The organism is Rhodococcus sp. AH-ZY2 (genome assembly GCF_030916465.1).
GTDB classification, from domain to species: Bacteria; Actinomycetota; Actinomycetes; order Mycobacteriales; family Mycobacteriaceae; genus Rhodococcus; species Rhodococcus ruber.
Genome location: NZ_CP126458.1, coordinates 3,190,859 through 3,212,969 on the forward strand (window position 1 = coordinate 3,190,859; position 22,111 = coordinate 3,212,969).

At 69.9% G+C, this 22,111-nt stretch carries 5 protein-coding genes; 2 read left to right on the forward strand and 3 right to left on the reverse strand.

Annotated features, from left to right (window positions below; translation table 11 throughout):
* Positions 1-7 precede the first annotated feature (7 nt).
* Positions 8-865: an ABC transporter permease gene (locus QNA09_RS15850; RefSeq protein ID WP_017681445.1), complete on the forward strand. Its 858-nt coding sequence runs from the start codon at positions 8-10 to the stop codon at positions 863-865.
* Positions 866-984: 119 nt separating this feature from the next.
* Positions 985-1,968, forward strand: a complete 984-nt coding sequence (locus QNA09_RS15855; protein ID WP_119699894.1) for an alpha/beta fold hydrolase — start codon at positions 985-987, stop codon at positions 1,966-1,968.
* A 77-nt stretch (positions 1,969-2,045) separates the two neighbouring features.
* Here the strand turns inward: QNA09_RS15855 and QNA09_RS15860 are convergent, their stop codons facing one another.
* The 3 genes from QNA09_RS15860 to QNA09_RS15870 all read right to left on the reverse strand — a co-directional run bounded on the left by QNA09_RS15860 (position 2,046) and on the right by QNA09_RS15870 (position 21,596).
* Positions 2,046-3,074, reverse strand: a complete 1,029-nt coding sequence (locus QNA09_RS15860) for an alpha/beta hydrolase family protein (RefSeq protein ID WP_059174389.1) — start codon at positions 3,072-3,074, stop codon at positions 2,046-2,048.
* Between the two features lie 200 nt (positions 3,075-3,274).
* A complete protein-coding gene (locus QNA09_RS15865; protein ID WP_308071971.1) occupies positions 3,275-15,532 on the reverse strand; it encodes a non-ribosomal peptide synthetase in 12,258 nt (4,085 codons plus the stop codon).
* Between the two features lie 226 nt (positions 15,533-15,758).
* The gene (locus QNA09_RS15870) at positions 15,759-21,596 is read right to left on the reverse strand and encodes a non-ribosomal peptide synthetase (protein ID WP_244213169.1); all 5,838 of its coding nucleotides are present in this window, start codon (positions 21,594-21,596) and stop codon (positions 15,759-15,761) included.
* Positions 21,597-22,111 lie beyond the last annotated feature (515 nt).

Sequence of the window (22,111 nt, forward strand, 5' to 3'; positions counted from 1 at the left end):
TCCGCAGATGACCGGAACGCCCGACGCCCGGCCCGTCGACGCCGACGGCGCCGCATTCGCCTTCCTGGACCCCACGCGCGCCCACCCGGAGCGATCGTCGGCGGCGCTGTGGGAGCACAGCCGAATCCAGTGCGGGCGCCTGCTGCTGCGCTGGGCGCGCGATCCCGCGACGATGATCCAGGCTCTGCTCTACCCCGCGCTGACCCTGCTGATGTTCCGGGTCGTGCTCGGCAACACCGTGACCGCCGCGACCGGTCAGCCCGCGATCTACGGCACGGTCCCGATGATCATCCTCGTCGGTGCCATGTTCGGCTCGGTGGTCAGCGCCGTGGGTCTGCGTACGGAGCGGCAGACGGGACTGCTCGGCCGCTTCTACACCCTGCCGATCCACCGGGCGGCCGGGCTGTTGGGCCGGATGTTCGCCGAGGCGGTCCGGGTGCTGGCCACCACCATCGTCATCCTGGCGGCCGGGGTGGCTCTGGGGTTCCGGTTCACGCAGGGATACCTCGCCGTGCTCGGGATTCTGGTGATCCCGATCCTCTTCGGGATCGGGTTCGCCCTCATGGTCACCGTCCTCGCCACCATGTCGAGCAAGCTGCCTCTCGTGGAACTGGTGTCGATCGGGTGCACCCTGCTGATGTTCTTCAACTCCGGGTTCGTCCCGGTGATGGCCTACCCGAGGTGGCTGCAACCGATCGTGGAGAACCAGCCGATGTCGTGTGCGATCGACGCGATGAAGGCGCTGGCGATGGGCGGTCCGCTCGCCGAACCGCTCGTCAAGACACTGCTGTGGTTCTTCCTCGCCGTCGCCTTGTTCACGGTGCCGGCCATCCGGGGCTATCGGCGCGCGGCCGAGGAGGGCTGATCGCGGCGACCCCGAGCGGCCACCCCCGGCTGTTATCCTGTCCGCCGACCGCGGCCGCACAACGGCTGCAGCAAGCAGCCGAGGCACTGTCACCCAGTGCGGCCCACGGAGGAATGCCGATGAAGTATGCCCGCCGGATCACCGTCGCCGTGATGGCGGCCGCCCTGGCCGCCGCCGGGCCGGCACTGCCCACGGCTGCCGCGGAGCCCACGACTGCCGCGGAGCCCACGTCCTTGCCGGCGCTGCTCGACTCGATGGGGCCGAGTCCCGCCGGAGCGAACGACCTCGACTGTGTGCCCTCCCCCGAGCATCCCCGGCCGGTTGTTCTCGTCCACGGGACGAGGATGGACATGACCGGCACGTGGGCCGTTGCAGCCCCGCAGCTCGCCGATCTCGGCTACTGCGTCTACGCCCTGAACTACGGCGGCATCCGCTCGCTGGTCGACCCCGAACTCATGGTCTGGGGGGTCGGGAGCATCGAGGACTCCGCGAAGCAGGTCGGCGAGTTCGTCGATGCGGTGCTCACTCACACCGGAGCGGACCAGGTCGACCTCGTGGGGCACTCGCAGGGTGGACCGGTCTCCCGCCAGTACCTGCGGTTCGAGGGCGGCGCGGACCCGGCGGACCCGGACCGCAACAAGGTCGACAAACTGGTGATGCTCGGCGCCACCAACCACGGAACCACGTTCAACGGGCTGCAGCAGCTGTACTCCCTGTTCGCCCGTCTCGGACTGGGGAACCAGGAATGGGCCACCGAACGCCTCGCGCAGATGGTCTTCGGTATCGCCGGACATCAGCAGCTGACCGGATCGCGCGTGCTGGCCCGGCTCAACTCCGGGGCCGAGACCCTGCCGGGAATCGAGTACACCTCGATCGCCACCCGTCAGGACACGGTCGCCACGCCACCGGAGAATGCCTTCCTGCAGCCCAGCGAGAACAGCGTGGTGCACAACGTGTGGCTCGAGGACGCGTGTCCGACCAGCCCGGCCGATCACCTCGCCCTACTCGAACTGCCCGAGTCGCTGCACCTGGTGAAGTCGGCTCTCGATCCGCAGTACGCCGAGACCGTGCCGGCCCCGTGCACGGCGCCTCCCGCCGGCTAGACAGTCGCGGCACGCGAACGGCCCCTCCCGGCGGGAGGGGCCGCTCGCGTGTGCACGAGTGATCCGAGGACCGGAGATCAGATCCCGAGGGCCCGCTGCAGCACCGGCCACGAGTCCTTCAGGTCGTCCTGCCAGTAGCCCCACGAGTGGGTTCCGGACTCGCGGAAGTTGTAGGTGGCGGGGATGCCCAAGCTGTCGAGCCGGTTCTTCAGGTTGTGGGTGCAGTAGTTGGTTGCGGCCTCGATCACGCCGCCGACCACGATCTGATTGGCCAGCACTCCCGCGTCACCGTCGATCTCCGGGCCGGTCAGCGTGTCGTACGGACCGGGCAGGCCGCTGCCGTTGGAGATGTACATCTCGAGCCCGCGCAACTTCTCCGCGTTGACGTACGGGTCCTTCTCCGCCCACGTCGGGTCGTCCGCCGGTCCCCACATGTTCTCGGTGTCGCCGCTGCCCCACGTCTCGACCGTGATCTTGACGAACTGCTGGCCGATCGGGTCGGACGTCTGTGCGCATCCGCTGTAGGCAGCGACACCCCGGTACAGCCCCGGCGCGGCCATGGGCAGCTGGAACACCGAGGTGCCCGAGGTGGAGATGCCGGCGACGGCGTTGACTCCGGTGGTGCCGAGGGCCCCGTCGACCAGCGGCGGAATCTCCTTGGTCAGGAAGGTCTCCCACTTGTTCACACCGAGCTGCGGATCGGGGTTCTTCCAGTCGGTGTAGTAGCTGAACATGCCGCCGATCGGCGAGACGACGTTGACGTGCTTGTCCTTGAAGAACTCGATCGCGTCGGTACGGCCCCGCCAGGTGGCCATGTCCTCGCCGCCGCCGGCGCCGTTGAGCAGATACAGCGTCGGTGCGGGCTTGCTGGTGTCGGCGGGACGCCACACGTCCAGCAGGATCTCCTCGTCCATGGACGCCGAGTACACCCAGATCAGAATCTGCTGGGGTGCGTAGTTCTCGATCCTGGTGATGTACGACCCGTTCTCGGACGTAACAGCCGTGATGGGCTGCAGCGTGTCGGCCACCGGGTCGGCCGACGCGAACGAGGCGCCCGTGAACAGCGGCAGTGCGAGTACCGCCGCCGAGATCGCGGCTGCTCCCATCCTCCGAGCGCGGCTCCGCGACTCGACAACACTCATTCCGTCAACCTCCTCAGGCCCGGCAGGCGGGCATCCCCAGCCCCGGCGGACCGGGGTGCGCCCTGCGGCGCAGCATGTACTGAATCGACAGCACGCGGTCGAACGTTACCTTGCGGACGGCAGGCCCATAAACCTCACTGACCACATCCGTCACATCGATCGCATCACGATCTTTCGGAGCCCTGGACGGGTTCGGTTCGTCCCTCATCCCGGCACTTCTCCTCGTCGAGGTGCCGAGCGAGCACAGGACCGATGATCGCAAGAGACTCCGGGGTGGTCATGTCGGCATGCGTGCCTGGAACGGACACGTCGACGATCTTTCCCTCGACGAACTCCGACCAGCGCTGCGCCGGATCGTCCACACCGGGCAGATGCTCCGTGGCGCTGAAGTACAGCAGGTTGCCCCGGAACATGCCAGGCGTGTGCGAAGCAATGAGCTCCGCGGACCTGATCGCGCTGGCGTAGATCCGCCGCACTCGCTCCAGATCCAACGCGGGCCCACCGACCACCATGGTCTCGAACAATTGCTCTGCATTCTCGGTCGACATATTCGAGATGTCGGCGTCGCCCAAGTCGATCCCCACTTCGGCCAGGGCTTCGCGCACCGCGTCGTGGAATTCGGATACTTCCAGATTGTGATGGCTGTCCAACATTGCCAGGGTGGCTACCTCTTCCCCCGCGGACTGCAGTTCGACGGCGATGATGTGCGACAGCACACCGCCGAGGGACCAGCCGAGCAGGTGGTAGGGACCGTGCGGCTGGATCCGTCTGATCTCGTCGACGTACCGGAGCGCCATGTCCTCCAGGGAGCCCGGAAGCGCCTCGTCCTCCGACAGAGCCGGAGACTGCAATCCGTAGACGGGACGATCCTCTGCGAATCGCGTCAGACCGGAGTAGCACCACGACAACCCGTACATCGGGTGCACACAGAAGAGCGGTTCGCGAGCTCCCTTCCTACGGATGGGCAGCACGACGGCCATGGCGACATCCTGTGTCACGTCGTAGTCGAGTTCGGAGGTCGCCGCCTCGAGGAGGCGCCCGGCCAGTCCCTCGACCGTAGGGTCGGCGAAGAACCACTGGATGCGAACGTCGATACCCGTCTTTGTACGCAGTCGGTTCGCCACTTGGGTGGCGTTGAGCGAGTTGCCCCCCAGAGCGAAGAAGTCGTCGTCCAACCCGACCCGTTCCACACCGAGGACCTCAGCGAACACCCCCGCCACGATCTCCTCGGCCGGAGTCGTCGGCGCCCGGAACCCCCGCGACTCGAACACCGGCTCCGGCAACGCCTTACGATCGAGCTTGCCACTCGCATTGAGCGGGAAGGCCTCCAGCACCACCAGCGCCGACGGCACCATATACGACGGCAGCACCACCCGGACCCCGTCGAGAACCCGCGCACCCTCGACCGTCGCACCCGGCGCAGCAACCACATACCCGACCAGCTGCTCACCGGTATGCGGATCGTTGTGCAAGATCACCACCGATTGTTCGACGCCCGGTTGGGTGAGCAGCGCCGCCTCGATCTCCCCCAGCTCGATCCGCTGACCACGGAGCTTGACCTGGAAATCGGTACGACCGAGATACTCGAGTTCGCCGCCGACGGTCCACCGCACCAGATCACCGGTGCGATACATCCGCTGCCCGGCCCCACCGAACGGGTTCGCCACGAACCGGTCCGCCGTCAACTCCGCCCGACCGTGGTAGCCGCGGGCCAACTGCGCCCCGGCCAGATACAACTCACCTGCCACCCCGACCGGCACCGGCTGCAGCCGGCCGTCGAGAACGTAGACCTCGGTGTTCCACACCGGCGCCCCGATCAGCGCCGACGGCGCCGACGGATCACCCACCCACGCGGTGACGACTTCAGCCTCGGCCGGCCCGTACCAGTTGTGCACCTCCGGCGTGCCGTTGCCGTCCCGCACCACACGTCGCACCACCTCGATCGGCAACGCCTCACCGGCGACGAACACCCGGCGCACCCCGGCACCGACACCCTCGGGCACGACCGCCACGAACGCGGCCAGCATCGACGGCACGAAATGCACGGTGGTCACCCCGTACTCGGCGATCACCTCGGCCAGATAGAACGGATCGCGGTGCCCGTCCGGCGCCGCCACCACCAGCCGGGCACCGGTCTGCAACGTCCAGAACAGCTCCCACACCGACACGTCGAACGTGAACGGCGTCTTGTGCAGCACCACATCCGACGAATCGAGCGGATATCGTGCCTGCACCCACCGCAACTGGTTCACCGTCGCGGCATGGGTCAACGCCACTCCCTTCGGGCGACCGGTCGACCCGGACGTGTAGATCACGTACGCGGTGTTCGACGCCTGCAGACCGGCAATCCGCTCCTCGTCGGCGATGGGCTCGTCGGAGTACCCCGACACATCGACGACGTCCACCTCGAGCACCGGCGAACCCGGCGCCTCGAACCCGTCCCGAACGGTGGTCAACACCACCAGCGGAGCCGCCGACGCCAGCACATACTGCGTCCGCTCGCCCGGATGATCCGGATCGATCGGCACATACGCCCCACCAGCGGCGAGCACCGCATGCACCGCCACCACTAGATCCACACTGCGGCGCATCGCCACCGCCACCACCGTCTCCGGCCCCACCCCCAAGCCGATCAGATGCCGCGCCAGCCGACGCACCCGCGAGGCGAACTCCGCGTAGCTCCATTCCTCCTCGACCGAGACGACCGCCGGCACCGCCGGGGATCGACGCACCTGCTCGTCGAACAGATCCACCAACGTCACCGACCCGTCGAGGTCGACGGAGGTCGCATTCCACGTCTCGAGCACCCGCACCCGCTCGGCCGCCTCGAGAATCTCGATCTCGCCCACCGGCACCGACGGATCGACCACCACCGACTCGAGCACCCGCACGAACCGCTGCCCGAACCCGACCACCGTCGACTCGTCGAACAAATCCGACGCATAGGTCACAGCACCGACCATCCCCGCCGGCGCCCCCGACTCGTCGAACTGCTCGACGAACGTGAACTGCAGATCGAACTTCGCAGAGTCCAGTTCCGCCTCGACCCCGGACACCACCAACTCCGGCAGCTCGAACCGGGTACGCGCAAAATTCTGGAACACCAGCAACACCTGGAACAACGGCGAATGGGCCGTCGACCGCACCGGCGCAAACTCGTCGACCAACGCCTCGAACGGCACATCCGCGTGCCCGAACGCCGCCACATCCACCGCCCGCGCCTGCGACAGCACCTGCTCGAACGACACCCCCGACTCGACACGAGTCCGCAACACCAACGTGTTGACGAACATGCCGATCAAGTCGTCGAGTTCACGCGCCCCCCGCCCGGCGACGGGCGTGCCCACTGCAATGTCCGCGGTGCCCGACAGACGCGACAACAACACCGCCAGCGCCGCATGCACCACCATGAACACCGTCGACGCGTGCTCACGCCCCACCCGGGACAGACCGGCATGCACCGACGCCGGCACCTCGAACGACACCGTCGCCCCACGGAACGACTGCACCGCCGGCCGCGGACGATCGGTCTGCAACGGCAACACCTCCGGCAGATCCTCGAGCTGCCCGAGCCAATACTGCATCTGCCGTGAGAACACCGACTCCGGATCGTCCACCGACCCGAGCATCCGCCGCTGCCACAACGCGAAATCGGCGTACTGCACCGGCAACGGCACCCACCCCGGCACCTCACCACGATGCCGAGACTCGTACGCCACCATCACATCCCGACCCAACGGCGCCATCGACGAACCGTCACCGGCGATGTGATGCACCACCACCACCAACACGAACTCCGCATCGGCGACCTGGAACAACCGCGCCCGCACCGGCACCTCGGCAGCGACATCGAACCCCGCACCGATCACTCCACCGACCGCAGCGAACACCTCCGACTCCGGCACCCGCACCGGCTCGAGATCGAGCACCACCCCCGACACCGGCAACACCACCTGCACCGGCCCGTCCGCATCCGACGGATACACCGTCCGCAACGACTCGTGCCGCTCGAGCACATCAGCCACGGCCGCCTGCAACGCCTCCACGTCCAACCGACCCGACAACCGAATCACCAACGGCACGTTGTAAACCGGTGACGACGGATCGAACTGGTTGATGAACCACATCCGCTGCTGCGCAAACGACAACGGCACCCGCTCCGGCCGCACCTGCCGCACCAACGGCACCACCGCACCCGAACCCGCATGCCGCTCGACCGCCACCGCCAACGCCTGCACCGTCGACGACTCGAACAACACCCGCACCGGCACCTGCGCATCCAACGCCGCACCCAACCGCGCCACCACTTGGGTGGCGTTGAGCGAGTTGCCCCCCAGAGCGAAGAAGTCGTCGTCCAACCCGACCCGTTCCACACCGAGGACCTCAGCGAACACCCCCGCCACGATCTCCTCGGCCGGAGTCGTCGGCGCCCGGAACCCCCGCGACTCGAACACCGGCTCCGGCAACGCCTTACGATCGAGCTTGCCACTCGCATTGAGCGGGAAGGCCTCCAGCACCACCAGCGCCGACGGCACCATATACGACGGCAGCACCACCCGGACCCCGTCGAGAACCCGCGCACCCTCGACCGTCGCACCCGGCGCAGCAACCACATACCCGACCAGCTGCTCACCGGTATGCGGATCGTTGTGCAAGATCACCACCGATTGTTCGACGCCCGGTTGGGTGAGCAGCGCCGCCTCGATCTCCCCCAGCTCGATCCGCTGACCACGGAGCTTGACCTGGAAATCGGTACGACCGAGATACTCGAGTTCGCCGCCGACGGTCCACCGCACCAGATCACCGGTGCGATACATCCGCTGCCCGGCCCCACCGAACGGGTTCGCCACGAACCGGTCCGCCGTCAACTCCGCCCGACCGTGGTAGCCGCGGGCCAACTGCGCCCCGGCCAGATACAACTCACCTGCCACCCCGACCGGCACCGGCTGCAGCCGGCCGTCGAGAACGTAGACCTCGGTGTTCCACACCGGCGCCCCGATCAGCGCCGACGGCGCCGACGGATCACCCACCCACGCGGTGACGACTTCAGCCTCGGCCGGCCCGTACCAGTTGTGCACCTCCGGCGTGCCGTTGCCGTCCCGCACCACACGTCGCACCACCTCGATCGGCAACGCCTCACCGGCGACGAACACCCGGCGCACCCCGGCACCGACACCCTCGGGCACGACCGCCACGAACGCGGCCAGCATCGACGGCACGAAATGCACGGTGGTCACCCCGTACTCGGCGATCACCTCGGCCAGATAGAACGGATCGCGGTGCCCGTCCGGCGCCGCCACCACCAGCCGGGCACCGGTCTGCAACGTCCAGAACAGCTCCCACACCGACACGTCGAACGTGAACGGCGTCTTGTGCAGCACCACATCCGACGAATCGAGCGGATATCGTGCCTGCGCCCACCGCAACTGGTTCACCGTCGCGGCATGGGTCAACGCCACTCCCTTCGGGCGACCGGTCGACCCGGACGTGTAGATCACGTACGCGGTGTTCGACGCCTGCAGACCGGCAATCCGCTCCTCGTCGGCGATGGGCTCGTCGGAGTACCCCGACACATCGACGACGTCCACCTCGAGCACCGGCGAACCCGGCGCCTCGAACCCGTCCCGAACGGTGGTCAACACCACCAGCGGAGCCGCCGACGCCAGCACATACTGCGTCCGCTCGCCCGGATGATCCGGATCGATCGGCACATACGCCCCACCAGCGGCGAGCACCGCATGCACCGCCACCACTAGATCCACACTGCGGCGCATCGCCACCGCCACCACCGTCTCCGGCCCCACCCCCAAGCCGATCAGATGCCGCGCCAGCCGACGCACCCGCGAGGCGAACTCCGCGTAGCTCCATTCCTCCTCGACCGAGACGACCGCCGGCACCGCCGGGGATCGACGCACCTGCTCGTCGAACAGATCCACCAACGTCACCGACCCGTCGAGGTCGACGGAGGTCGCATTCCACGTCTCGAGCACCCGCACCCGCTCGGCCGCCTCGAGAATCTCGATCTCGCCCACCGGCACCGACGGATCGACCACCACCGACTCGAGCACCCGCACGAACCGCTGCCCGAACCCGACCACCGTCGACTCGTCGAACAAATCCGACGCATAGGTCACAGCACCGACCATCCCCGCCGGCGCCCCCGACTCGTCGAACTGCTCGACGAACGTGAACTGCAGATCGAACTTCGCAGAGTCCAGTTCCGCCTCGACCCCGGACACCACCAACTCCGGCAGCTCGAACCGGGTACGCGCAAAATTCTGGAACACCAGCAACACCTGGAACAACGGCGAATGGGCCGTCGACCGCACCGGCGCAAACTCGTCGACCAACGCCTCGAACGGCACATCCGCGTGCCCGAACGCCGCCACATCCACCGCCCGCGCCTGCGACAGCACCTGCTCGAACGACACCCCCGACTCGACACGAGTCCGCAACACCAACGTGTTGACGAACATGCCGATCAAGTCGTCGAGTTCACGCGCCCCCCGCCCGGCGACGGGCGTGCCCACTGCAATGTCCGCGGTGCCCGACAGACGCGACAACAACACCGCCAGCGCCGCATGCACCACCATGAACACCGTCGACGCGTGCTCACGCCCCACCCGGGACAGACCGGCATGCACCGACGCCGGCACCTCGAACGACACCGTCGCCCCACGGAACGACTGCACCGCCGGCCGCGGACGATCGGTCTGCAACGGCAACACCTCCGGCAGATCCTCGAGCTGCCCGAGCCAATACTGCATCTGCCGTGAGAACACCGACTCCGGATCGTCCACCGACCCGAGCATCCGCCGCTGCCACAACGCGAAATCGGCGTACTGCACCGGCAACGGCACCCACCCCGGCACCTCACCACGATGCCGAGACTCGTACGCCACCATCACATCCCGACCCAACGGCGCCATCGACGAACCGTCACCGGCGATGTGATGCACCACCACCACCAACACGAACTCCGCATCGGCGACCTGGAACAACCGCGCCCGCACCGGCACCTCGGCAGCGACATCGAACCCCGCACCGATCACTCCACCGACCGCAGCGAACACCTCCGACTCCGGCACCCGCACCGGCTCGAGATCGAGCACCACCCCCGACACCGGCAACACCACCTGCACCGGCCCGTCCGCATCCGACGGATACACCGTCCGCAACGACTCGTGCCGCTCGAGCACATCAGCCACGGCCGCCTGCAACGCCTCCACGTCCAACCGACCCGACAACCGAATCACCAACGGCACGTTGTAAACCGGTGACGACGGATCGAACTGGTTGATGAACCACATCCGCTGCTGCGCAAACGACAACGGCACCCGCTCCGGCCGCACCTGCCGCACCAACGGCACCACCGCACCCGAACCCGCATGCCGCTCGACCGCCACCGCCAACGCCTGCACCGTCGACGACTCGAACAACACCCGCACCGGCACCTGCGCATCCAACGCCGCACCCAACCGCGCCACCACTTGGGTGGCGTTGAGCGAGTTGCCCCCCAGAGCGAAGAAGTCGTCGTCCAACCCGACCCGTTCCACACCGAGGACCTCAGCGAACACTCCCGCCACGATCTCCTCGGCCGGAGTCGTCGGCGCTTTTTTTTTTTTTTTTTTTTTTTTTTTTTTTTTTTTTTTTTTTTTTTTTTTTTTTTTTTTTTTTTTTTTTTTTTTTTTTTTTTTTTTTTTTTTCGCATTGAGCGGGAAGGCCTCCAGCACCACCAGCGCCGACGGCACCATATACGACGGCAGCACCACCCGGACCCCGTCGAGAACCCGCGCACCCTCGACCGTCGCACCCGGCGCAGCAACCACATACCCGACCAACTGCTCACCGGTGACGGTGGGGACGACGAGTGCGACCGCCTGGCCGACCGTGGGCTGGGCGAGCAACGCCGACTCGATCTCCCCCAGCTCGATCCGCTGACCACGGAACTTGACCTGGAAATCGGTACGACCGATGTAGTCGAGAACCTGCTCACCGCTCGCGGTGCGGCGCCACCGGACGAGGTCACCGGTGCGGTACATGCGAGCGCCGGGGGCACCGAGCGGGTCGGCGACGAAGCGATCCGCGGTGAGGTCCGGCCGGCCCACGTAGCCGCGCGCGAGTTGCACTCCGGCGAGGTACAGCTCGCCGGGCACACCGACCGGCACCGGATGCAGCCGGCCGTCGAGGACGTAGACGCGCACGTTCCACTCGGGCACGCCGATGGGCACGCTCTGCTGCTCGTCGCCGGCGGGCCAGTACGTCACCGAGACCGCGGCCTCGGTGGGGCCGTACAGATTGTGCACCGCGGCAGCGCAGACGCGACGGAAGGCGTCGACGGTCTCGGGCGGGAGGGCTTCGCCGATCACGAACACGTGCCGCAGCGTCGAGCAGGTACCGGCTGGCGCATGCGCGGCGAACACGCTCAGCATCGACGGCACGAAGTCCGTCAGCGTCACTCCGTGCCGCGCGATCGTCTCGGCGACGTACACGGGGTCGCGGTGACCGTCGTGGGTGGCGACGACGAGGGCGGCGCCGGCGCGCAGGGGCAGGAACCAGCCCCACAGCGACACGTCGAAGGTGGTGGCGGTCTTCTGCAGATAGACGTCGCCGGCGGCGATCTCGTACTCGTGGGCCATCCACTCGAGCTGGTTGACGATGGCCTCGTGTGAGACGCACACACCCTTGGGGCGTCCCGTGGAGCCGGACGTGAAGATCACGTAGGCGGGGGTGCCGGGACGGATCGGGCCGGCCAGCTCGTCGTCCCGGATCGGGTCGGGCGCGTAGCCCCGCAGGTCGAGGTCGTCGACCAGGACGGGGGCGACCGTGCCGGGCAGGTCCGCCGCGTCCGCGCGGGTGCTCAGGACGCACACCGGTTGCGCAGTGGACAGGATGTGCCCGATGCGGTCGGCCGGGTGGTCGGGATCGAGCGGGACGTAGGCGCCGCCCGCCGCGACGACCGCGTAGATCGCGACCGGGAGGTCGATTGAACGCCGGATAGCCAGTGCCACAAGGGTTTCGGGTCCGACACCGAGACCGACGAGATACCGGGCGAGCCGGTTGACGCGCGCGTCGAACTGTGCGTAGGTGAGCGTCTCGTCGCCGAAGACGACGGCCGCCGCGTCCGGGCGACGGGCAGCGGCGTCCCGGTACGCGGCCAGCAACCCGGCCGCCCGGACCGGATGCACGGCACGGTCGTTGCCCGCGGCGAGGGCGCGGTGCTCGGCGGTGTCGAGGAGGTCGAGGTCGCCCACCACGCGGTCGGTGCCCGCGGCGAGGGCTGCGAGCAGACGGATCAGGCGCCCGGCGAAACCCTGCACCGTGGACTCGTCGAAAAGGTCGGTCGCGTAGGTGAACTGCGCCGACATTCCGGCGGGCTTCCCGGCTTCCTCGCGGGGCGAGACGGTCAGCTGCAGATCGAACTTGGCGACGGCCCCACCGAGGTCGACGGATTCGATCTCGACGTCCGGCAGGGTCACCTCGGCGCGGTCGAGGTTCTGGAAGAACAGCGCCACCTGGAACAGCGGGTGGTACCCGGCCGATCGCACCGGATCGAGCACCTCCACGAGCCGCTCGAACGGCAGCTCCGCGTTGTCGAATGCCGCGAGGTCGACGTCCCTGACCCGGCCGAGCAGTTCGGCGAACGTGGCGTCGGGCTCCACCCGGGTGCGCAGCACGAGGGTGTTGACGAACATGCCGACGAGATCGTCGAGTGCGCGCTCGCCGCGGCCGGCGACGGGTGTGCCGATCGCGATGTCCGCGGTGCCCGACAGGCGCGACAGCAGTACCGCCAGCGCGGCGTGGACGACCATGAACGCGGACGTGCCGGTCGCCTGGGCGGCGGCTTCGACCGCCTCGTGCAGGGCGGCGTCGACCTCGAAGTCGACGGTGGCGCCGCGGCCCGAGGCCTCCACCGGCCGAGGCCGGTCGGTCGGCAGGTCGAGACGGTCGGGGAGGTCGGCGAGGGCGGCCCGCCAGAACTCGATCTCCCGCGCCGCCGGTGATGCGGGGTCGGACTCGTCACCGAGCACGGCGCGCTGCCAGAGGGCGTAGTCGGCGTACTGCACCGCGAGCGGTTCCCACGCGGGGGCCGCCCCGCCGCTGCGTGCGACGTACGCGGTGACCAGGTCCCGCACGAAGGGGGCGATGGAGGCGCCGTCGGCGGCGATGTGGTGGACGACCACGACGAGGACGTGCTCGTCGTCGGCCGACCGCAGTAGTTCGACCCGCAGCGGCACCTCGGACGTGACGTCGAAGCCGGCCGTCGCGAGCCGGGCGACCGCGGCGGCGATCTCGTCGGGCGCCGTCGGCACCGGGTCGAGCGGGTGCGCCGCCTCCTCCGGCGGCAGGATCAGTTGCGATCCGATGCCGTCGTGCTCGGGATAGACGGTGCGCAGCACCTCGTGCCGTGCCACGACGTCGGCGAGGGCCCGCCGCAGGGCATCGACGTCGAGTGCCCCGCGGACGCGCAGCGCGACGGGGATGTTGTTCGCGGCCGACGCCGGATCGAACCGGTTGAGGAACCACATCCGCTGCTGAGCCAGCGACAGCGGGATCGGATCGGGGCGCGGCCCGGCGACGAGCGGTTGCTGCGCGCCCGCCCCGACGGAGGGTTCGACGAGTGCGGCGAGGCCTTCGACGGTGGACGCCTCGAACAACAGCCGCGCGGGGACCCGGGTGGCGAGGCGTTCCCCGAGGCGGGCGGCCGCGCGGGTGGCGACGAGGGAGTTGCCGCCGAGTTCGAAGAAGTCGTCGTCGAGGCCGGCTCGTTCGGCGCCGAGCAGCTCGGTGAACACCTCTGCCACGGCCTGTTCCGTGGCGGAACGGGGTGCGCGGTATTCGTGCGTGGGCAATTCCGGTTCGGGCAGGGCCGACCGGTCGAGCTTGCCGACCGGGGTCAGCGGGATCCGGTCGAGCGGCACGATCACGGCCGGCACCATGTGGGCCGGCAGCCGGTGGGAGACGAACTCGGTCAGGGCGTCGGGGTCGACGTCCGCACCCGGGACGGGATGGACGTACGACACCAGCCGGGCCTCCCCGGAGGGGGCCTCCCGTCCCACCGTCACCGCGAAGTCGGCATCGGGGTGCGCGGCCAGCGCGGCGTCGATCTCCCCGAGCTCGATCCGGAATCCGCGGATCTTGACCTGGAAGTCGTTGCGCCCCATGTAGATCAGCCCGGCCTCGCCCGATCGGACGAGGTCACCGGTCCGGTACAGGCGGGTGCCGCCGACTCCGGCGACGAACCGCTCGGCGGTCAGCGCGGCGCGTCGATGGTAGCCGCGGGCGAGGCCGGGGCCTTCGAGATACAGCTCCCCCACGACTCCGGCCGGGACCGGGTTGAGTCGCTCGTCCAGCACGTGCGCGGTCATTCCGCGGATTGCCCGGCCGATCGTGACCTGCTCGCCGGGCTGCAGCGCGTGCGAGATGTTGGTCATGATGGTGGTCTCGGTGGGTCCGTAGCCGTTGAAGAATCGGCGGCCGGGTGCCCATCGCGCGACCAGGTCCGGCGGGCACGCCTCGCCGCCCACGACCACCATCGCGAGGGTGTCCAGCCCGGCCGGGTCGACGGACGCCAGCGCCGCGGGCGTGACGAAGGCGTGGGTGACCTGCCGGCTGCGCAGCAGCTCCGCGAGGTCCTCGCCGCCGTACACGGACGGTGGGGCGATGACCATGGTGGAGCCCGCACCGACGGCGAGCAGCAACTCGAGGACGGACGCGTCGAAGCTGGGGGACGCGAAGTGCAGGGTGCGCGAGGCCGGGGTCAGCGCGTAGCGCTCGACCTGTTCGGCGCAGAAGCCCTCCAGTCCGGTGTGGGTGACGACCACGCCCTTGGGCCGGCCCGTGGAACCCGAGGTGTAGATCACGTACGCGGGGTGCTCCGCCCGCAGTGTCCGGACCCGGTCGTCGAGCGCGACAGGTGCTGCGGACTGTTCGGCGAGGGCGGCGCGGGTCTCGGCGGAATCGAGGGCGATCCAGGGCACGGAGCCGGGCAGGTCCGGCACCGAAGCCGTGAGGGTCAGACCGGCGCGGGCTCCCGAGTCGTCGACCATGTGCCGGACCCGGTCCTCCGGGTAGTTGGGGTCCACGGGCACGAACGCGGCGCCGGCCTTGGCGACGGCCCACACCGACAGCACCGACTCGATCGACCGGGTCGCAGCGACGGCGACCACGTCCTCCGGCCCGATGCCGCGCCGGATGAGCAGCCGTGCCAGCCGGGAGGAGGCCGAGTCGAGCTCGCCGTAGCTCAGGGTGCGGTCCTCGAACACCACCGCGGGTGCGGCCGGATCACGTTCGACCGCTGCGGCCAGGAGCTGGGGCAGCAGAGCGACGCGGGGTCCGCGTCGGCGGCCGGGTCGCTGCCGGACCGGCCGGCGACCTCGTGTTTCGTCCGGCCGTCGGTCCCCCGAACCGTCGACACTCATCCCTGCGTGCTCCGTCGCCGGTCGTCCTGCGCGTGCACACCCAGCATCATCCACCTCGCGTATCCCTCATCGTCCCGGCCGTCGCCCCCTGCACACGACAGTGCAGGGTGGCACGCGCCAGCCCCATTAGACCATCGGGGGGCCTGACGCTTCGTTACGGTCGAAACCGCGAGGTCGGCCGCGGATCACACCCCGCGACCAGCAGGCGGACGACGAGGGGTACGGGTCAGCGGCCGCCCCCGACCCAGCGGTCGAGCACCGGCCCGATCCGGGCGACGGCATCCTGCGACGTCATCTTCCAGTGGGTGGCCTGGACCGATTCGACCGCCAGCGTGCCGGTGACGTGCGTCCGCCACTGCTGCGCGGCGCGGGTCGCCGAGGTTCCGTCCTCGCTCGCGGCGAAGAACAGCAGGTCCCCGTCGAAGCGGGCGGGCCGGTGCTCGGCGAGCAGCCGGTAGGACAGGCGCACGCCTTCGAAGATGCGCTCGAGGCGGGGCAGGGTCAGCGCGTCGAACGGGGCCGGCAGGTCGGCGACCAGCTCCAATGCCTGCTCGGGAGTGAACTGCGCCGGGTCGAGGCCGGCGCCGACGTCGGTTCCGATGGCGCCGAGCAGGTCGGCGACGCTGACCGCGGACGGGACCGTCTCGACGGGGGCACCCGGTGGGTGCGCGTCGAGCAGTGCGAGGGTGGCGACCTCGTGGCCGTCCGCCCGCAGCCGGACCGCGGCGGCGTGGGCGATGATGCCGCCGAGCGACCAGCCGACGAGATGGTAGGGCCCGGCGGGCTGGATCCGCCGGATCCGGTCCACGTACCCCGCGGCCCACGCGTCGATGCTCGCGGGCAGCGGTTCGTCGTCGCGCAGGGCCGGCGACTGCAGTCCGTAGAGGGGCCGCTCGGGGTCGAGGTGACGGGCCAGGCCCGCGAAGCTCCACGACAGACCGATCACCGGATGGATGCAGAACACCGGCTCGGCGGCACCGCCCGGGCGCAACGTCAGCACCGCGTCGAACCCCGCGGTGTGATCACCCGGGTCGCCGGCGGATCCCTCGATCCGGGCGGCGAGGGCTTCGACGGTGGGGGTGAGGAACATCCACTGCAACGACACCGGCAGGTTCGTGCGTTCGCGCAGCCGGGCGATCACCCGCACCGCGCTCAGCGACGTGCCGCCGAGGTCGAAGAAGTCGTCGTCGAGGCCGACTCGGAACTCGCCGGCCTCCCCCGCCGGCTCGAGGACCTCGCGGTAGGCGGTGGCGACCTCCGTCTCGAGGGGAGTGCGCGGCGGTCGGTGGCGCCGCGGGGCGATCACCGGCTCGGGGAGGGCCGCACGGTCGAGCTTGCCGTGCGGGTTCAGCGGCAGAGCATCGAGGGTGACGACGCCGGCGGGCACCATGTAGGAGGGCAGGGTCTCGGCCAGCGACGCGCGGAGGCCGGCCACGTCGATCCGCCCGGCGGCCGGAACCACGAAGGCCACCAGCCGGTCCCCGCCGTGGACGGCGACCGCGGCGTCGCGGACCGCCGGGTGGGCGCGCAGCGCGGCCTCGATCTCGCCGAGTTCGATCCGGAACCCGTGCACCTTGACCTGGAAGTCGGCGCGCTCGAGGTACTCCAGGGTGCCGCGGCCGTCGCCGTCGATGCGCCACCGCACCACGTCCCCGGTGCGGTAGAGGCGGGTGCCCGGGTCACCGAAGGGGTTGGCCACGAACCGCTCGGCGGTCAGGCCGGGACGGCCCAGGTACCCGCGGGCGAGCTGCACGCCGGCGAGGTACAGCTCACCGGCCACGCCCGGCGGCACGGGATGCATCCGTTCGTCGAGGACGAACGTCTGGGTGTTGGGGACCGGGTCGCCGATGGGCACGGAGGTGAGCGTCGGCGTGGTGACCGCGTGGGCGGTCACGGAGACCGCCGCCTCCGTCGGGCCGTACAGGTTCACCAGGTCCGCACTCGAGGCGCCGAGCGCGCGTCGCGCCGTCGGGGCGGGCAGTACTTCACCGATGGCGAGGACGCGGCGCAAGGTGGCGGGCAGCGCGCCGGCCGAGTCCTCGAGCAGCGCCTCGAGCATCGACGGCACCACGTGCAGGGTCGTGACCTTCTCACGGCGGATCACGTCGTTGAGGTAGGACGGGTCACGGTGACCGTCGGGGGCGGCGATCACCAGCCGGGCGCCGCAGGTGAGTGCGGACCAGAACTCCCACACCGACAGGTCGAAGGTCGCGGCCGTCTTGAGCAGTACCGCGTCGTCGGGACCGAGATCGTAGTGCGCCCGCTTCCAGGCGATCTGGTTGACGATCGCCTCGTGCGGCACCGCCACGCCCTTCGGGCGTCCGGTCGAGCCGGAGGTGTAGATGACGTACGCGGTGTTCGCGGCGCGCAGCGGTGTCCGCCGGTCCGTGTCGGCGAGCGGTGTGGGATCGACGTCGCGCAGGTCGAGGCGGTCGACGTCGAGCACCGTCCGGCCCGCCAGGGCGTCGACCCGGTCCCCGGTGGTCGACAGCACGCACTGCGGGGCCGCCGCATCGAGGATGTACCGGTTGCGGGCCGCGGGGTGGTCGGGGTCCAGGGGCAGGTAGGCGCCGCCGGCCTTGGCGACGGCGTACATCGCCACCACGAGGTCGACCGAACGCCGGATACAGAGAGCCACTGTGGATTCGGGCCCCACACCCTGGGTCACGAGGTGACGGGCGAGCCGGTTGACGCGCGCGTCGAAGTCCCGATACGTGAGGGTGCCGCCGCGGAACACGAGGGCGGGGGCGTCCGGGGTGGCCGCGACCTGCTCGTCGAACAGGTCGACGAGGGTCCGGCCCGCGGAGAGGTCGGCCTGTTCGGCTTCCCATGCCCGCATCATCTCGGCCAGTTCCGCAGAGTCGTGCAGGTCGATGTCGCCGACGACGGCAGCGGGGTCGTCGACGACCGCCCGGAGTATCCGCAGATACCGCGCGAGCAGACGCCGGACCGACGGTGCGTCGAACAGGTCGGTGGCGTAACCGAATTCGATGTCGAAACCGCCCGGGCCGCCGCCCACGGCGTGATCGACCACCGTGACGTGCAGATCGAAACGCGCTGCGTACGAATCGCTCTCGACCGGAGTGATCCGCAGGCCCGGCAGCTCGAGGGCTTCCCGGGCGAAGTTCTGGTAGGAGAACCCGACCTGGAAGATCGGGTGGCGTGCGGTGGACCGGACCGGATCGAGCACCTCCACGAGGCGTTCGAAGGGGACGTCGGCGTGCGCGAACGCGTGCAGGTCGGTGTCGCGGACCTGCTCGAGCAGTGTCGCGAACGAGTCGGCGGCGTCGACGTCGGTCCGCAGGGCGAGCATGTTGACGAACATGCCGATCAGCCCGTCGAGTTCGGGGGCCGTGCGCCCCGCGACGGGCGTGCCGACGACGACGTCGTGCGTGTTCGACACGCGCGCCAGCAGCACCGCGAGGACGGCGTGCAGCACCATGAAGGGTGTCACGCCGCGCTCGCGGGCGAGTGCGCTGATCGCGTCGTAGGTGGTCTCGTCGACGTGCGCCGAGACCCGGTCCCCCGCATGACCGACGACGGGAGGCCGGGGCCGGTCGGTGGCGAGCTCGAGGTGTTCGGGGATGCCGTCGAGGGCGCGCCGCCAGTAGGCCAGCTGCCGGGCCGTGCCCGACCGGGGATCGTCCTCGTCGCCGAGGGCGTCGAGCTGCCACAGGGTGTAGTCGGCGTACTGGACGGGCAGCGGTTCCCACGCCGGTTCCCGGCCCGTCGAGCGCGCGGTGTAGGCGGTGACGAGGTCCCGGACGAGCGGACCCAGCGACGAGCCGTCGCCCGCGATGTGGTGGAGGACCACGGCGAGCACGTGCTCGTGGTCGGCGAGGCGGAAGAGCCGGACTCGCACGGGAACCTCGCCGGTGACGTCGAACCGCCCTCCCGCGAAGGCCGCGAGCCGGGCCGGGGCGTCGGAGTCGGTCGCGTCCTCCGGCCCGAGGTCGAGCGGGACGTCGCCGACGTCGAGGATGCGCTGCTCACCGACGCCGTCGACCTCGGGGTACACCGTCCGGAGCGTCTCGTGTCGCGCGACGACGTCCCGCACGGCGGCCCGCATCGCGTCGACGTCGAGCCTGCCGGACAACCGGACGGCGAGCGGGATGTTGAACACCGCCGAGTCCGGGTCGAGGCGGTTGAGGAACCACATGCGCTGTTGCGCGGGCGAGAGCGGGATCCGGTCGGGGCGCGGGCGCCGCGGCAGCAGGCCGCGCGCGGCCGTCGGCGCGGCCGCCACCCGGGCTGCGAGCGCCTCGACCGTGGTGGCGTCGAACAGGTCGGCGGCCGACACGGTGACGCCGAGCGCTGCCCTGATCCGGCCGATCACCCGCGTGGCGAGCAGCGAGTTGCCGCCCAGGTCGAAGAAGTCGTCGTGGACCGAGACCCGCTGCACCCCGAGCACGTCGCCGAACGCCTCCGCCACGGCCACCTCCGCGGCGGAGGCCGGCGCCCGGTACGGAGCCGACGCGATCTCGGGCTCGGGCAGAGCCGCCCGGTCGAGCTTGCCCACGGGCGTCAGCGGGATGGTCTCCAACGCGATCACCGACGACGGGATCATGTGGGCCGGCAGCCGCTCGGCGACGAACGCGGTGAGCACGGCGACGTCGATCGCGGAACCGGCGGCGGCGTGCACGTACGTGACGAGACGGGTGTCCCCCGTCGCGCCCCGGTAACCGACGGTGGCGGCGAAGTCGACGGTGGGATGCGCGGCGAACGCCGCGTCGATCTCCCCGAGCTCGATGCGGAAGCCACGCACCTTGACCTGGAAGTCGTTGCGGCCCAGGTACGTGATGCCCTCTCGTGCCGAACGCGGGGACCGTACCAGGTCGCCGGTGCGGTACCGCCGGGCGCCGCCGGGGGCGGCGACGAAACGGGTGGCCGTCAGTCCGGGTCGCTCGTGATACCCGCGGGCGAGGCCGGATCCGGTCAGGTACAGCTCGCCGGCCGTGCCCGCCGGCACGGGCCGCAGGCGGGTGTCGAGGATCCGGGCGGCGACTCCGCGAACGGGCCTGCCGATGGTGACGGGTGCCCCGGGCGCGAGCGGCCCGGAGATGCTGGTCATGATCGTGGTCTCGGTGGGGCCGTACCCGTTGTGGAACCGGCGGCCGGGCGCCCAGCGCGCCACCAGGTCCGGAGGGCACGCCTCGCCGCCGACCACCACCGTCTCCAGATCGTCCAGGCCCGTGGGATCGACCGAGGCGAGGGCGGCCGGCGTCACGAACGCGTGCGTGACCCGTTCCCTCCGCAGCAGCTCGGCCAGGTCGTCGCCGCCGTACACGGACGGCGGAGCGACGACCATCGTCGATCCGGATCCGACGGCGAGCAACAGTTCGAGCACCGATGCGTCGAAGCTGGGGGACGCGAAATGCAGGGTCCGGGCGGCGGGGGTGAGCCGGTAGCGCTCGACCTGCTCGGCACAGAAGTCCGCGAGTCCGGCCTGGGTGACCACCACCCCTTTCGGCCGTCCCGTCGAGCCCGAGGTGTAGATGACGTATGCGGGATGGTCGGGGCGCAGTGGACGTACGCGGTCGACGAAGGTGAGCGGGTCGGCCGGGCAGGCGTCGAGTTCCCTCCGGGTATCGGGCTCGTCCAGGACGAGGGTGTCGAACCCCTCGGGCACGACCCCCCGGTGTGCGACCACCGTGAGTGCGAGACGGGCGTCGGAGTCCGACAGCATGTACCGGACCCGATCGGCTGGATAGAGCGGGTCCACCGGGACGAACGCGGCGCCCGCCTTGGCCACCGCCCAGACGGCGAGAACGGACCGGATCGAGCGGGTGAGAAGCACCGCGACGCGGTCCTCGGGGCCGATGCCCCGCGCAATGAGCAGGCGGGCGAGCCGCGACGATTCGGCGTCGGCCTCCCGGTAGGTGAGGGTGTGTCCCTCCGCCGTGAGGGCGGGCGCTGCGGGGTCGCGTTCGACGGCGGCCGACAGCAGGTGCGGCAGCATCGTCGTGGGCGTCCGGCGCCGGGACGCGCGGAGCTTGCCACGGACGGTTGGGTAGACCACCTTGCTGTCCCCTCCGAATTCCGGATCCGTTGTGCGCGTGCGCATGCCGGGTCCGCTCATCGCCGGGGTAGCACGAACTGCCGCCACATCCGCCCTCCCCGGCGGACGCCGCTTCGCTGTCGTCTCGCGCACCGGAACCCCGACGATTCCCGGCGCAAGAGCACTTCGTCACCATTCCACACGAAAACAAACCGTGCCACCTGTTCGTACGTCCAGTAACTAAGTTACCGGCAGGTAGACCGGCATTCCGGACAGCGCCCGGCCGTGCCCGCGCGGCCCGTGCGGATGCCCGATTCGTCGCACGCCGCAGCGCCGTTCCGGAGTCGCCCCACGCGTGAGCGGCGCCCGCAAGCCTCCGCCTCCCCGCCGGGGCAGACCCGTCACCTGTGGTTTCGGAAAGAGACGCGGAACGCACGGCGGGAGACGCCCGTGTCGATCCGGCAATTCGATCCGGCAGTCTCGGTCGCCACCCGGCCGGTGCCGACACCGTCCCCGGTTCGTCCACCGATTGGACAATTCACTTTCGGCGTCCGACGTGACCTCGGACACAGCGGGCGCGC